The 15438-nt window shown below is 41.5% G+C and carries 15 protein-coding genes; 6 read left to right on the forward strand and 9 right to left on the reverse strand.

What is annotated here, in order from left to right:
* Nucleotides 1–76: 76 nt before the first annotated feature.
* Nucleotides 77–952, reverse strand: coding sequence for a cation diffusion facilitator family transporter (locus IGI86_RS10310; protein ID WP_005235206.1), 876 nt, complete (start codon nucleotides 950–952; stop codon nucleotides 77–79).
* Between the two features lie 200 nt (nucleotides 953–1152).
* A complete protein-coding gene (locus tag IGI86_RS10315; RefSeq protein ID WP_005235204.1) occupies nucleotides 1153–2178 on the reverse strand; it encodes an NAD(P)/FAD-dependent oxidoreductase in 1026 nt (341 codons plus the stop codon).
* Between the two features lie 266 nt (nucleotides 2179–2444).
* On the opposite strand from IGI86_RS10315, the gene IGI86_RS10320 reads away from it, so the two are divergent.
* Nucleotides 2445–3170: an alpha/beta fold hydrolase gene (locus IGI86_RS10320; protein WP_005235202.1), complete on the forward strand. Its 726-nt coding sequence runs from the start codon at nucleotides 2445–2447 to the stop codon at nucleotides 3168–3170.
* A 2-nt stretch (nucleotides 3171–3172) separates the two neighbouring features.
* Nucleotides 3173–5719, forward strand: coding sequence for a bifunctional lysylphosphatidylglycerol flippase/synthetase MprF (gene mprF / locus IGI86_RS10325; protein WP_005235200.1), 2547 nt, complete (start codon nucleotides 3173–3175; stop codon nucleotides 5717–5719).
* Between the two features lie 65 nt (nucleotides 5720–5784).
* Here mprF and IGI86_RS10330 read toward each other — a convergent pair whose 3' ends face one another.
* Nucleotides 5785–6744: an SPFH domain-containing protein gene (locus IGI86_RS10330; protein ID WP_005235198.1), complete on the reverse strand. Its 960-nt coding sequence runs from the start codon at nucleotides 6742–6744 to the stop codon at nucleotides 5785–5787.
* On the reverse strand, nucleotides 6741–7016 hold the full coding sequence (locus IGI86_RS10335) for a hypothetical protein (RefSeq protein ID WP_016620494.1): 276 nt from the start codon (nucleotides 7014–7016) through the stop codon (nucleotides 6741–6743). The genes IGI86_RS10330 and IGI86_RS10335 overlap by 4 nt, the downstream gene beginning before the upstream one ends.
* Before the next feature lie 185 nt (nucleotides 7017–7201).
* On the opposite strand from IGI86_RS10335, the gene IGI86_RS10340 reads away from it, so the two are divergent.
* Nucleotides 7202–7612: an organic hydroperoxide resistance protein gene (locus tag IGI86_RS10340; protein WP_034872372.1), complete on the forward strand. Its 411-nt coding sequence runs from the start codon at nucleotides 7202–7204 to the stop codon at nucleotides 7610–7612.
* Nucleotides 7613–7670: 58 nt separating this feature from the next.
* Nucleotides 7671–8105 (forward strand): MarR family winged helix-turn-helix transcriptional regulator, encoded by a 435-nt coding sequence (locus IGI86_RS10345; RefSeq protein WP_061054296.1) that lies wholly within the window; start codon nucleotides 7671–7673, stop codon nucleotides 8103–8105.
* Nucleotides 8106–8155: 50 nt separating this feature from the next.
* Here IGI86_RS10345 and IGI86_RS10350 read toward each other — a convergent pair whose 3' ends face one another.
* Complete coding sequence (locus IGI86_RS10350) at nucleotides 8156–8518, reverse strand: hypothetical protein (protein WP_008378626.1); 363 nt, start codon at nucleotides 8516–8518, stop codon at nucleotides 8156–8158.
* Nucleotides 8519–8796: 278 nt separating this feature from the next.
* Nucleotides 8797–9165: a DUF7006 family protein gene (locus IGI86_RS10355; RefSeq protein ID WP_005235188.1), complete on the reverse strand. Its 369-nt coding sequence runs from the start codon at nucleotides 9163–9165 to the stop codon at nucleotides 8797–8799.
* Nucleotides 9166–9619: 454 nt separating this feature from the next.
* Between IGI86_RS10355 and IGI86_RS10360 the strand changes: the two genes are divergently transcribed.
* A complete protein-coding gene (locus IGI86_RS10360) occupies nucleotides 9620–9796 on the forward strand; it encodes an acetyl-CoA carboxylase (RefSeq protein ID WP_086373083.1) in 177 nt (58 codons plus the stop codon).
* Between the two features lie 55 nt (nucleotides 9797–9851).
* Here IGI86_RS10360 and IGI86_RS10365 read toward each other — a convergent pair whose 3' ends face one another.
* The 3 genes from IGI86_RS10365 to IGI86_RS10375 are packed head-to-tail and all read right to left on the reverse strand — an operon-like array spanning nucleotide 9852 to nucleotide 13674.
* A complete protein-coding gene (locus IGI86_RS10365) occupies nucleotides 9852–12014 on the reverse strand; it encodes a lectin-like domain-containing protein (RefSeq protein ID WP_061054298.1) in 2163 nt (720 codons plus the stop codon).
* 18 nt (nucleotides 12015–12032) lie between these two features.
* The gene (locus IGI86_RS10370; RefSeq protein WP_086373084.1) at nucleotides 12033–13082 is read right to left on the reverse strand and encodes a DUF916 and DUF3324 domain-containing protein; all 1050 of its coding nucleotides are present in this window, start codon (nucleotides 13080–13082) and stop codon (nucleotides 12033–12035) included.
* 16 nt (nucleotides 13083–13098) lie between these two features.
* Entirely contained in the window at nucleotides 13099–13674 is a 576-nt protein-coding gene (locus IGI86_RS10375) for a WxL domain-containing protein (RefSeq protein WP_430617248.1), read from the reverse strand.
* 184 nt (nucleotides 13675–13858) lie between these two features.
* Between IGI86_RS10375 and IGI86_RS10380 the strand changes: the two genes are divergently transcribed.
* Nucleotides 13859–15364: a helix-turn-helix domain-containing protein gene (locus tag IGI86_RS10380; RefSeq protein WP_086373085.1), complete on the forward strand. Its 1506-nt coding sequence runs from the start codon at nucleotides 13859–13861 to the stop codon at nucleotides 15362–15364.
* Nucleotides 15365–15438: the final 74 nt, after the last annotated feature.

Here is a 15438-nt window from a genome sequence, read left to right on the forward strand (position 1 = left end):
CCGTAAGAACTTTTCAGTTTACAAACAGGAAACGGGTGGTTTACATCCTTGTCCTACCAAGGTTTTTCCAGAAAATTTATTCGGTAGCTGGCTCAATGTGGATGTCAGTATCAAACACCTGAAAACGATCAGCTAAGAGATCTTCAATAGCATCTGCCACGTTATGACTCTTTTCAACCGTCAAAGATTTGTCCATCGTCACGACGACATCAAGAAAAACATTGGCGCCATACATTCTTCCTCGAATCGATTTAACAGATTTCACTTCAGAAAAACCAGCGATTGCCGCTTCATACTCCACGACTAACGATTCATCAAACCCATCAGAAAGTGAAAAGGCACTCTCGCGAAAAATATCAACGGCGGTTTTGATAATCAAAAGAGCTACCACGATCGCAGTCAAACTGTCTAACCAACCGATACCAAATGAGGCGGCAAAAATAGCGATCGCCGTTCCAATACTCGTCCACGCATCGCTGCGGTTGTCTTTAGCAGCTGCTAGCAAAGCGGAGCTTTTTACGCGAGCGGATAATCGCTTATTGTAGTAATACATACCATACATCAAAATAGCTGAAATGATACCGACGACTGCCGCAATCATATCGGGACTTTGCGTTTCACCGAGTAGAATCGTTTGAATGGAGGACCATAAAACCTGCAGACCGACCGCCAGCATAATCAAGGATGTTACGAGACTCGCCACATTTTCTGCTTTCCAATGACCATATTTATGGTCTTCATCTGCTGGCTTTTGAGCCAAACGCAAACCGATCAAAACAGCGATAGACGCTACGATATCCGTCGCATTGTTTAATCCATCCGCCCATAATCCTTCAGAGTTTGCCAAACGACCAATAACTAGTTTGGCGATGGAAACAAAAATGTAGGCAACGATACTTAAGATAGCGCCTCTTTCTGCTTGTTTTAATTCTGCATATCTTGTTTGATTCATGTCATCCCCTCCAATTAGTCAACTTGAAAATAATAGCTGAAATTTTCATCAATTGCATCATTTATTTGAGAGATTTTATTTTTTAGGAGTGGCAAACATTCACTTCTAGTGAAACGAATTTCTGTTCTGAGGTTACCAAAAAAACAGGACTCCCAAGGGAATCCTGTTTTTTGCTTTTTTTCTTTCACAAAGAATCGCTGCTACTCGTTCACCAGCAGCTGTCGATTTCTTTCACTGAATTTCTCATTATGGGAAGAAACCATCGCCTGTGGGACACTGGTCGGCTCTAAATAGTGTTTGATTTGGTTGACTGCTTGCGCAGCATCTTGAAAGGCGCCTGCCAAAAGATTCACTTTGCCTTTGAAGTAATGGATGTCACCAGCTGCAAACACACCGGGATGGCTGGTTTTTGTTGGAATCTCACAGTTCAAATAAAAATCTTCATGACGCGCGAGATCAAAGGAAACTTTATCTAACAAGGCACTGTCCCGGTCATAGCCATGTTGGATCAACAAATGATCGCATAAAAAATCGATCGTTTCTTGGTTAGCACTGTTTTTTAATCTTAGAACCATATTGAAGGTTTCGGCTTGATTCACCCCGTCAATCGTGTGATTCATCAGCACTTGAATCCCTTCTGCTTTCATCTTCTTTACTTGTGCTTCATGGGCCTTCAATTTCTCGCCCCGATAACAAAGCGAAACTTTTGCCCCATAAGACGCCGCTTCAATCGCATAATCAACTGCTGCATCCCCGCCGCCAGAGATCACAAGATGTTTGCCTTGGATCGCTTGCTGGTCAGGAAACTGATAGTGGATATAGTTGTCGACATTATTATGGATGAAACAAGGCAATTTTTGCGGAGAAACGACACCGCCGCCAATACAAACTAAAACGGTGCGTCCAACATGGGTCCTCCCTTGGTCATCCACTGCATAAAAAAGATCGTCTTCCTTGGTCAATTCGATGATTTTCGTTTTCAGATAGATCGTTGGATCAAACAACTTAGCCTGTTCAATCAAGTGTTCTTTGACTTTCTTCCCCTTGGTTGGCGGCAATGCACCCACATCCCAGACCATTTTTTCAGGATAAAAATTGATCTTCCCGCCTAATTCGGCTTGTGCTTCAAACAATACGACCGATAGATCACGTAATCCAGCATAAAAACTCGCATAAAGCCCCGTGGGCCCTCCTCCGATAATCAGAACATCTGCTATAGTGGTCATTGGCTAGCCTCTCTTTCATAAATGAAAATCATTCTCAATTAGTTAGTTCGATTATAGTCAACGAATACGTGTTTGTAAAGAATTTTCTGAAAACAAATTAATTAACTTAGCCGATTATTTTTATTTACATTGTAAAGAAAAAAGCCTTTTCCTAAATATCTGCTAAAGAAAAAATGAGTAGAATGTTATTTTTTCTCATTTTATCTAGTGATATGTTTGTGATAGCTACTGACTTCAAGGTATACTCTTAGAAAGTAGGTGAAAAAATGAAAGTTGAAAAATGTTACGCACCCTTACCGGATGGGTCTGTCCTCTATTACGAAAAAACCGGTTCAGGATGCCCTCTTTTTTTATTGCACGGAAATGGCGGTAGCAGTGCCTATTTCTCAAAGCAGGTCGACGCATTGCGACAAAAACATCAATTGTACTTAATCGATAGCCGTGGGCATGGCAAGTCCACTAACACACAGAAAAAGATCGATTTTTTTAAAATGGCAACGGATCTTTTAGCAATCATTCAGCAAGAAAATTTGTCTAAAATCGCCCTATTAGGATTTAGTGATGGGGCTAATCTAGCAATGGTCTTTTGTCATCTTTACCCTGAGTATGTTAGTTGTATGATTTTAAACTCGGGCAATACTGAGCCACGGGGAGTTAGACTCTTTTCTCGAATGGGGAGTGTCTTGCAATATCTGATCGTTTGGCTTTGTTCCCCATTCTCAAAAGGAATGCGGGGCTTTCTCCCTATTTTGGGATTGTTGTTTCGTCCAATCGGTTTATCTACAGCCGATTTGAATCACCTCAGTGTGCCGACATTGATTTTGGTCGGCAAACGTGATTCGATCAAGCTTTCCCATTCTTTTTATATTGCAAACAGTATCCCTCAGTCCAATTTTATCGTCGTCAAAGGACAAGGACATAGTTTTGCACGAAAGAATCCAGAGGTATTTAACACGAAAGTATTATCTTTTTTAGAAAAGGTCGGTGAATAACTATGAGAATCTTTACTTGGCTCCGCGACCACCGCTCACTGTTTAAAACACTCTTCTTGATTGCAGTAGCCGTGATCGTGTTGGGCGAACTGCTTTCATTAAGCAAGACGATCTCCATTGATCAATTAAAAGAGTTGTTTGCGCAACTGGCACTTTGGCGAGTGGCATTAATGGCTGTCATTGGGTTATTATGTGTCTTGCCAATGGTCTTATATGACATTGTCTTGAACCGCCTATTAGGGGACAAACCTGATCGCCGTTATTTGCTGGAAACCAGCTGGATCATCAACACTATGAACAACTTAATCGGCTTCGGCGGCTTCATCAGCATCGGATTACGCTCGGAATTTTACGGCAAAGGAAAAAAAGGCAAAGAAGTTGCCCAAGCAATTTCGAAGATTTTTATTTACCTGATGTCTGGTCTTTCGATTTTATCCCTTGCTGCACTAGCCTTCGTCTTATTTGGTCCAACGACAGATTATCTGCAACAGTATTGGATCTGGCTTTTAGGCGGTAGTCTTTATTTTCCAGTTGTCTATGCCCTTAGTTTTTCCAAAAAAAATGCTTACTTAGGTGGACTGCAACGGCGTGATCGTCTGCAGTTGATCGCCGCTTCCTTATTAGAATGGCTAGGTGTTTTTGCAGCCTTCTTTACGACTGGTCTCTTGATGGGCATCTCGGTGGATGTGTTTCAATTGTTGCCACTTTTCATCGCTGCCTCCGTGATTGGGATCGTTTCGATGATTCCCGGAGAACTTGGAACCTTTGATGTAATGATGATCATGGGAATGGGCTCACTGCAGATTCCCCGTGAAAGTGTCATTGCTTGGCTGTTGCTTTTCCGCCTGTTTTATTACATCATTCCCTTTTTGATCGGTTTGCTTTTTTTCTCAAAAAATGTCGGCGTCTCCCTCAACCAGCGCTTTTCTGGTATTCCAAAAAGCTTGTTGTTGGAAGTGTTCCACAAGATCGAAGTGTTGCTGCTTTATTTGACGGGAACGATGTTGGTGCTCTCCGCCACGATTCCAGAAGCCTTTGATCAAATCAAATGGTTAGCCCACCTCAATCCGATTCGCTTGAATTTTGTGATGCAGTACCCGAGTATTTTTCTCGGTTACCTCTTTTTAATTGCCGGTCGAGGGATATCTGCCCGTGTCAGTCGCGCGTACGTGCCGACGCTTTTGTTGATTGCAGCAACAATCGGTTATGCTATTTTTGCGGGCTTCCGTTTTTCGACCATGCTGTTTCTTCTATTATTATTAGCAATCATGATTTTTTCAAAAAGCGAGTTGTTCCGTAAACAACTCGTCTTCTCGTGGGAATGGCTGACGATCGATGGTTTGTTAATTGGTTCGTTGACGATCCTCTATGTCATTATCGGGGTCTACAATATGCCTCATATCAATCGACATCCAACGCATCACCATTCGATGGATTTTTTGCTTTTCCCTTCTGAAAAATTATGGCTGCAAGGGTTCGTTGCGATTTTATTCGTCGCCATTGCGATGCTGCTGTTTGCCCGGTACTTGATGGGACCAAAACACCAATTAGGCGTCAGTGCTGCCACTGATAAAGTGAAACATGTTTTAAATACTTACGGTGGCAATAGCGACAGCCATCTGGTGTATCTAAAAGACAAGAAAGTATACGTGTATCCAGAAATTGGCGAGCCGACGGTCTTTTTTCAATTTACGACCTTTAATAACAAATGTTTAGTCATGGGGGATCCTTCTGGGAAGCAAGCAGACTTTCCACAGGCACTGGAAACTTTCTTAACAGAAATGGATCAATGGAATTATCTGCCGGTCTTTTATGAAAGTAGTGAAGAAATGGTGATGCTGCTGCATGAATTTGGGTATGACTTTATCAAATTCGGTGAGAAAGCTTATGTGGATCTACCTAGCTTCACCCTCTCAGGAAAGAAAATGAAGGGACAGCGAGCATTGAACAATAAGATTACTAAAGAAGGCTTTACTTTTGATGTGCTCACCCCACCCTTTTCAGCCGAAACATTTGCAACGCTTAAGGAAATTTCTGACAACTGGCTAGATGGACGGAAAGAAAAAGGGTTCTCCCTTGGGTTCTTTTCAGAATCCTATCTAAGCACCGCACCAATTGCTGTCGTCCGAAATCAGCAACAGGAGATCGTCGCATTCGCTTCCTTTATGCCCACCTATCAAACAGGCCTAGCATCCATTGATTTGATGCGCCACGATCCTGAAAAAGCGCCGAATGGAACGATGGATTTCTTGTTTATTCAGCTATTCGACTATTTTAAAGAACAAGGCTACCAACAATTTGATTTAGGCATGGCACCATTAGCCAACGTTGGTACTTTCCGCAGCAGTTTCTTGCAAGAGCGGATCGCCTATCTCGTTTACACCTTTGGTTCTCGTTTCTATTCTTTTGAAGGGTTACGCGAATACAAACAGAAATATGCCGCTTCTTGGTCCCCTCGCTACATTTTATACTCTCGGGATAGTTGGATCGGGTATGTCATGATGGCCCTCTTGATCGTCGATAATCAATCGGCGGAAAAAACGAAGTAAAAAAGGTTCCCATACTCCTCTTTCTTTTCGGAGTATGGGAACCTTTTTCAATTGTTGTGCTTAACTTATTCAGCCGATTTAGATGGTGCATTTTCCCAAAGTTGTTTGACGACTGGAATATTTCCCAGTTCCGTCATATTTGATGGCAGAATGACCGTATTGGTATTGCTATTCACCACATCTCTGAAGGCTTCGATCCCTAGATATGATAGTGAGCGCTCGTCGAGCTGGCTTTCTTTGATTGCTTCATTGATGGCTAAAATCCGTTTGCGTTCAGCTTCAGTGATTTTCGCGATTCGTTCTGCTTCCGCCTCGGCATCAATCCGTACACGCTTTGCCCGCGCCTCGGCATCGATTTGAGTTTGTTCCGCTCGGGCTTCGGCGTCGATCGTCATTTGAGAAGCTTTGGCTTCTGCACTCAAGACTGAAGAAGATTTCTCACCTTGGGCTCTTGTGATCATCGATTCTTTGTCTCTAGAGGCAGTGATCAATTTGTTCATTGATTCAATGATTTCTTGCGAAACTTTGATTTCCCCAATGTTGATTCGGTCGATCGCTAACCCATAGCCTGCCGTGATATCTTTGATTGAAGTAAACAATGCTACGTTGATTTCTTCAGTCCCATTTAAAACTTCATTTAAATCCATTTTCCCGATGATTCCCCGCAAGTTAGATTGGGCATCTTGGATCATTGAAACAACGGAGTTTTCATTTTCGTAGACAAAGGCACGCACATCTGTGACATGGTATTTGATTGCTTCATCAATTTGAACGATTACATTATCTTTTGTGATTGCACTTTGGGGTTCGATCTCCAAAGGAATCTGTTTCAAGGACACTCTTTCTCTAACTGTATACAAAATCGGAACAAGAAAATGAAGCCCTGGTTCCAACGTTCGAACGTACTTCCCAAAACTTTCGACAACTTTGACTTCCCCTTGACGAACGATCACAGCAGTGCTTGCAATCAGCCAAATCAGAATCACTAATACTAAAATAACTAAAATAATTTGGATAATGATCATTGTAAAAACCCTCTTCCATTTTCAAATAATGTATTGTTTACACGGGTCAATAAGACACCGTTTTCAACCCCGATAATCTCTAACATGACATTTTCAGCAGGAATCCCTGCAATCACCCGATATTCTGTATAGGTGCCATAAAGCCGTATATAGCCTGAATAATGATCCGTCAACGATCGAAAATAGCGCCCTACCGCTCGTTTTTCCATATAATCTACGATGATTTTCACCCTCTTTGCCTTCATGCAGTAAATTTGAAGCTTCAAACTCATTTGTTAATCTATTACAAGTGTTACTAACTATGATAGCACGTTTCACCCAAGAGAACAGTAAACTTATGCTGATTCCGGTTTTTTTTAGAAAAAAAACATAGAACGAAAACCAATTCCTTGCATTTTTCAATTAAATTGCATACAATTTAATTGTACAAAATATAAAAATCAGGAGTGAAGAAATGATGAAAAAAATGTATTCGACTAAAATGATCAACACTGGTGGCCGTTCAGGAGAAGTACACAGTCCCGATCATTCATTTGAGCTAAACATCACTGCACCTGGCAAACGTGTCGAAAATGCTACCAATCCAGAACAACTTTTTGCAGCTGGTTTTAGTGCTTGCTTCAACAGTGCCCTTGAATTGGTGAAAAGCAGCAAAGGAATCGATGGTGCTTCTACGGTGAGCGCGCAAGTGACCTTATACGCAGAAAGCGAATCCAGTTTTGTCTTGGGTGTTGAGATCGAAGGTCAAATCGAAGGATTGTCAACAGAAGAAACACAAGAATTGCTTGAGATCGCTCATACCGTATGTCCTTATTCAAAAGCCACAGCTGGCAACATTGAAGTGACTGTCAAAGCCGTTAGCGAGTAGACTTTCGTTGAAAAAACAGCTATGATAAGAGGCGGATATTAGAAAAAGGGGTGAAAACATGAATGTCTTAGCGTTAGAAAACCAATTGTGTTTTCCTCTATACGCCGCTTCAAAAGAAATTATCAAACAGTACAAAGACTTACTGGACCCGTTGAATTTGACCTATACCCAATATTTAGTGATGTTGGTGTTATGGGAAGATGAAGCGATCAGTGTCAAAGCATTGGGGAAGCAATTATGTCTCGACTCTGGCACACTGACACCGGTTTTAAAAAAGCTTGAAGCAAAAGGCTACCTAGCAAGAAATCGAAATCAAGACGATGAACGTTCTTTGCGGGTCACATTGACTGACTCAGGCAAAGCGCTTCATGAACAAGCGTTAGAGATCCCCTACAAAGTGACCGAATTCTTGCCTCTTGAACCGGAAGAACTGTCCGTGCTCCATCAATTGACGACAAAAATGGTACAAAGATTTCAAGAACAAGAAAAATGATCCGCTGTTTTCACAGCGGATCATTTTTTTATCATGCAAACGAGTATTCTTTAAGAAGCTTTAGTTTTCAATTCACCAATCACATTTAGCAACTGGGTTAATTGTTCAGGATCTTCGATTTTTCTGATGGCGATTTTCACTAATTCAAAAATCTGGTCATCGGTTAGGCCTGTCTGTAATATCTCCAATTCACTTACAGCTGGCTGAAAGCGACGAGCCAAGACTGATCCGCTCATTTTGATACTTGCAATCTCCAGAACTCCTTTGTTTACTAACTTGCGAATCACGGACAGTGATGTGTTACGGTTTAAGCCGAAACGTTCACTAAATTCTGTACAGCACAGAGGTTCATCCACAGCCCAAAAACAAACTAAGACTTCCCACTCTTTTTTTGAAAAACTCAAGTAATCCATAATTGCTCCTTTCCATGCCGATGAGGCTGGTTCTTATTTTCTAAATTAAAACAATCGCAGCTATTTCAGTCAGCTGGCTTTCCTCTTCCTTTTTTCGATTGTTTTTTCTTTCACTAAAAGGATTATATACCAATAATAATCTATTTTACTCATAATTTCAAAATAATTTTTATTTTAATGATAAATAACATGTTTAATTATTCTTTTTCTTGATAAAAAAAAACGACTAGATCAGCTAGTCGTTTTCTTACTCTACTTGATATTCCTACGAGAAGTGTTTATTGAACACTGAAGATCAAACTCTCATGCTCTTGTTCTTTTAAGGAATAGCCACAAAATTCTTTATTCAAATTCGGAAAATCACGTTCGATCATCTGAATAATCTCGATTTCCGTCAACAGTTTGTCTTCTGACAATTGCAGCGAGTTCAACAAAACAAAGCGAGAATCATAGCCTAAAATTTCCGGCATCAACCGCCAAAAATTTGTGCTGTCAATTTGTTGGATCGTTTGTTCCATAGCAACAATCAAGTTTTGCACGTGTTCATAGACTTTAGGATAATCAGATTTTAGTAGATCCAACAGTGCTTGGTCTAGCACTTTATCTAAATAAGCCTTTGTATCGGTATAAATTATTGAAGAAATCACTTATTTCATCAATCCTTTCATTCAAATGCCATATTCGACATTGTCAAGGATGGCTCCTTGTTCTTATATATAGCATACTATCGGTGATTTTCGTTCTCAGATTAAGGATAGAATATAGAAAAAAAAGAGAAGCGTCTTTTCTTGTCCCCTAATCTTACTCCACAATAGCAAAATTTTGCTAAACTGATAAGCAAAGCGATTCAGCACCTATCGAAAATGAGAAAATTGTCAGATTTCCTTCCTTTTTTATCTATAGCGATTCCTACCCATCGGGCTCTGTAACTGCCAATATCCTCGCAATTACACACTTCTACGCCTCCCCCAATAAACGTAGGTTTTTTCTCATTTTAACAAACGTCTTACACAGCATAATTTCAGACAGAACCTTATACAACATGTATAATTAAATTATAGAAAGTCATCAAAATAAAACGAAACGAGGAGTGGATCACAGATGAAGAGTCATTGTAAATGTGGAAAAAAAATGAATGCCCATGAAAAAAACTGTCCAGACTGCAAACACAAAAAACAGCAAACCTTAGAATCCTTGGAAAAATTCGTTAAATACGGCAGTTTTGCTTTAGCAGGCCTATCATTAGTTTTAAAAATTGCGAAAAGTCGCCAAAGTTAAAGGGACCGACTTAAACTTTTAGACGAAAAAAACGCCTTCTAGGCGTTTTTTTTTGCTATTCATTAATGATTGTACTCTCCAACAGCCAGTCGACTGTGCCTGTATAGGTACCTGGTAAAATCAAATCTAACTTGGGGACAAAGCGAAAGTAGCAATCATATTCCTGAAGATCCAAGGTTAAGTCCGTTGCTCCTGTTGGCTCCTGCTGGAAAATCACTTGCTCTTCAGAAGTGACAGAAGCCACCAGCTGATTGGTCACCGGATCATAGAGTACCAACTGAATTTCCTCTGCCAATAGTTGCTGCTCTTGCATAAAATCCTTTATCTGTCCACTTAACTGCCAGGTCCCTTCGCTGGTATTGCTGACAGACAAAAGAGCTTCTTGATCAAAAGAAATCGTTAAATAAGCAAAGCCATCGTCTCTGATGGATCGTGCGAGTTCATTCAAGGTCACTGCCGCTGCGTTGATTGAAGCAGGCGCACGCTCAAATACCACGATCCCTCGAAAGTCAATGCCATAATAACGTGTCGCCGATCGATTGCCTTCTGTATCGATCACATAGGAAGCCAGATAATAGGTTGTGCCTGGTTCTAGTTCTTCGGTGTCTAACACCAATGTATCCGTTAGCGGCTCCGACAATGTTCCCCGTTCAACCAACGCTGCTTCAGAGAAATCGGTTTCGGTGATTGTCACATCCTCCGTAAAGAACTCCGTGACATATATTTTGGCTTGGGTCGAGTTTTGGTCATCAATCGTGATCGGTATATAGGAATTGCGCTTTTGCCGCACGATCTGCAGGTCTGCTTTTGCTTCTGCCAATGACGCCGAACCTGTTGTAAGCGTTGGTGGAAAGATTCCAGTCATTTGATAATAATGAATTTCTGGATCACCTGACGTCATACTGGAAACAAAAGCATTTCCATTAAAAACAGTTTGGACAGGGATGGCTATATCTAAATTCTGATTGAGCGGCGCTTCTGTGTAATTGACGGAAAAGTGAACGATGTATTCATTCCCTTTGACCATGTCAGGCAGTGTCGCAACCAATTGCCCATTTTCAATGACAAAAGGTAAGGCAGTTCCGCCTTCCGGCATGCCATTAACCATGATTTCACTGGCTTTTCCAAAATAAACCGCCTCGGGAACTAATGATAGTCCTTCTGGAAAAAGCGATGAGAGCAAGATTCCCGATTCCAAGTCAGCTAGATCACTGGTGCTTTTATAGGAGAGATAGGTCGCATAAGTAATGGTTTTGCTATTGTCGACAGTGGCTGGCTGGGAAAGTGTCGTACCAGTATCCAACAATAGTTTGACTGGGTCTTTTTCAAAAACACCGGTTCGCATCTCAAGTTCTACTAATCCTTCAACATCGACAAACGCCACTGCTTTTTCTTGAACATAGCCCCCGTTTGCACCAGTAAAACCAAAATAGACCGGTGCACTATTAGTCAGGTTCAAATTTGATTTGAAGGTGTCATCAACAGGTACCGTCACATCAACACCGAAATCTGGTACGGTGTAACGCAACGTTTGCGTTGGCTGATCAAAAACTACTGTAAAACTATGCCACACCCCATCGGAAATATCACTCACTGATACCGTATCACGATGATTTAAGACTTTATCGATAATCAGCCAGCCATCGGTGGTATATGCGTCATTTGAGCCGGGAAAATTCCATGCGATATGATGGCCGGAAGGAACATCGCGATCCATCATACCGTCCCCAGTCAAACCGGCATTATTATAGAACGTATCGAATTCAATCGCAAAACTTTGCGGGATTGCCCCCGTATTTAAAGGAGTCGTTCCTCCTGTATTTGACCAGACGCCAATCGTCGGTCCTGCTTGTTCTGCCAGCGCATTTAAGCCATTGCTTTGCATCACAAAAGCGAGCCCATCGCTGTCCGTTGCTGTATTATCGATACAAAATGCCATTTCTAACCGAAAAGAGCGAGTAAAAGAAACCGGCTTATTGAACCAGACACCACCACTGGAGTTGGTAGTAGCTCCATCATTAATCTGAACATAATTAACGCCCGGTTCCCCTTGTGGCGACCCCGCTTGTCCCACAGGAGTGATCAGAGAATGGTCAATCGCTAACGTAGGAAAATCTGGCGCAGATACCGCAGCATGGACGATTTCTTGTTTCCCACATAGCAGCAAAATGCTAAAAAAGAACACATAGCCCCATCGGATAATGCCAAACTTTTTCATCACTGTCCTCCGCTTTCTTCATTCTGATTCTTCTTGCACTGACAGCCTAACATCTGCTTCTGCTTTTTTACGTCTCCTATATAAAATGAACAAGAGAAGTAGGACAAACAGGAAGAGAAGTAGCCCTCCTGCATAGAGCCAGTACTGTTTTTGAAGATACGCTGCACCTAACGTTGTCTGACGGTTGATAAGGTTGGCTTGCTTGCGATCAACCACCACCGAATCCTCAAACACCCATGTTCCTTTAGGCGCATTCAACTCAATCCGTAATAGATAGGTCCCCGGTTCGAGAATGTTCTGATCAAAGGCACTAAACAGCTCCAAAACCGAATTCGGAGCTATTTGAAAATTCTCTGCAGAAAACCCACCGACCTTGTTGCCGCTATCTTGCTCACGTATCACTGTTTTGACAGTGATGTTGCCAAAGGCTGTGGGCTGATCATTGCGGATCCTACTTTTGAGAGCTGTAGAACCATATCTTTCCACCGCCTCAGAATTGACCAAAGACAACTGGGGGTCAGGCATGGTTGCTACATTCTGACGCAAGCGGACCCCTTGTTGAATTTTATAGTTGGCTTGCAGATTTGTTTGCTGACTTTCAGTTGTTTCCGCCGGTTCTTCTTCAAAGTCAAACACACCAAGTATTTCTCCTGCAAATTCTTTTGCCTTCATTGAAAGGGTAAAATGGACCTGACGACTTTCTCCAGGGTCAAGCTGGATCGTCTGTCTCGGATTTTCAATCAATTGACTAAACGAGATTCCTTGGTTCTCTTCGGCGGTCTGTTCTGCTTGGTACGCGATGATCCCAGTAGAGGCCGTATAACTATTTAGTGCTGCTGCTTTAATGGTCAACGGCTCTGAACTTGTATTATGAAGGGCAACGGTCAAATTCTGTTCGGTCTCATGATTTACCAGTAAGTCGAAATAACTGACGTCACTGACTTGATTTTGGGGAAGTTCTGGGGTTACAGTGAACCGTGTGGTCTGTGCATGACCGGTGACTTTCGTAAAGCAACACAAACTGATAAAGAAACTAATGAGTACGAAGCACTTGATTTGTTTTTTCATTGTCGCCCTTTCCTTGCTATTCTGCTTGATAGGTGTTTGATAATGTCCAAGTGATCGTTCCACTATAAGTGCCGCTGTTCACATTTTGTTTTGGTACGGTTAATGAAGCATTGGAAAAGTTAAAGTCATTGGTTGCTAAGCCGGTCGTCCCATTAGCAGAAGCGATCAATGTAGGTTCTGTTGCCCCTAACATCAATTCGGTGCCCGATACTAGCGTTGCATCGCCCGAAGCCGTTGAACCATTTAAAGTGACTTTGGCATTTGCTAGCTCGTTATCGCTGGCATTCGTCATTTTCGATAATTGCGCAGTCAACTGCCAGCCAGCTTGATTTGGTCCACGGTAATCCGTGATCGATGTCACTTCATCCGACGTTGTTTGAATTACTTGTTCATCGGTAGCGATATCTTGGATACTGCTTGTACCGAAGTTAAAATTGGTCACCTGATCCAGTGACAAGATTCCTTGTTCGATCGTTAGTGTTGCTTGACTCGTCATTGAAGCCGTTGGATTCGCTTCTGCTGCAGCTGCCGCAGTGGGCGCCATTCCTAAACCCATTCCGACCAAACCTAACATTCGTACCTTTTTGTTCATTTTCATCTCTTCCTTCACTTTTTTTTATGAGAAACCGAGGGTCATCAAAAAAACAGCCTTAAAAAATAATAATTTAATTGGTGTTTTTTCATTCTATTCTCATCTATCATAAGTATAATCCATCATGGTTATCATACGGTTCACAGATTTAGCGTAAAAAAAACGCCAAAAAGGAGAATCCCTTATGTATCGAGAATTCATTTCTCCCGCAGAAGAAAAGAAATTAGAGATTTTCAAAGTTGTCTGCAATTCCAACGGAGTGACATTGGTCCAACTGTCAGAAGTTTTGAATATCCCGCAAAAAAGCCTGCAAAAATATATCTATTTTTTAAATGAAGATTTGCAGCTGCTCTCACCTCACCTGCTTCTATCAAAAAATCATTACAATCAGTATTTTCTTGATCGAACAGAGGATGATGAACCTTTCTATGCACAATTGATGTATCATTACTTGCTCAACTCCACACAATACAACCTGATTCATTACTTGATTGGGCGCCCGCAAATGACCTTGACTCAATTATGTTTGGATTTGCATGTCAGCCAATCGCATATGTATCGGTTGATCAAGAAAATCAACCAACTATTGGAAAAATTTCAAATCCGAATTCGAACAGACCTGAATAATCGCATCGTTCTTGCTGGAAAAGAGCTTGATATCCGTATTTTCACCTACAGTTTCTTGACCCAAAGTGCGCCTGCTGATTTGTGGCTTTTGCCGAGTGTTTCCCATAAAAATGTCGAAGAATTTACGGCATTCTTTGCTGTTTCTCACTTTGATCCGTTGACGAAAAATAAACTCGCTGCATTTTGGCAAGCAGTGGTCAGCCGAACGATCCAGAAAAAATATTTACCGCCGATTCCTGAAAAATACATGGGATTGATGAATTTCTATTGTTTTTTACCAGAAGAAATTCTCGAATCACTTTTTTTGAGTGCCGATTATGCCTCAGAAAAGATGCTTCAGTCAGAGTATCTTTACTTGAATTTCTTTTTGCATGTCTTTTTGCCAGGGGTTGTTCCCCAAGAAAAGAATCAAACGATCATCCAAGAGATCAAACATTCTGATACTGATCTTGTGCGCTTTTTCACTGCAATGATCAAAGATTGGCACGATACCTTTGCTCCAAGTCAGGAAGCCGCCGAATTCGAAAAATTATTAAGCAGCTGTATGCTGGTCTTCAATCTATCGATCATTATCGGCATCGATCTTCTGGAAGTGTGGCAGCTAGAACACCAACTGTTGACTGAAAATGCTCCTTCCAAAGACAGAACCTATGAAGCAATCTGCACACTTTTACTGACCCATGTTGAAAAGTATCCATTTGCTGACTTGGATAAAGAGTATTTTGAACAGACACAGTTGCCTTATCTGGCTCATCTCTTGTATTTGGAAACACAGATGAATACGCCCCCGACCGTGTCGATCTATATTCAAACGACGATTCAATACCGCACAAAGCAAATGATTGAGACGAGGATTCGTTCGATTTATTCTAAAGCTTCTGTGACTTTCGTCAAACAAATGGAAGCCGCAGATTTATTGATCACGGATAATTATGAAGAAGTGATGTTTTCCGAAAAATTAGTCTTACTGTCTAACCTGCAAGCCGAGCAAGAGTGGGCAGCCGTTTTTGCAAAGATCAATCAACTGATGATGACCAAGATGTTTGCCGAACAAGGAAAATAAGTTGCCGATTCCATTTTCATCCGCAAAAAAAGCCCGAGCCTCTTTGCTCGAGCTTTTTTTCTACTATTTTAGTC

This window comes from Enterococcus sp. AZ188, assembly GCF_050544075.1.
In the GTDB taxonomy this organism is placed as follows: domain Bacteria; phylum Bacillota; class Bacilli; order Lactobacillales; family Enterococcaceae; genus Enterococcus_D; species Enterococcus_D entomosocium.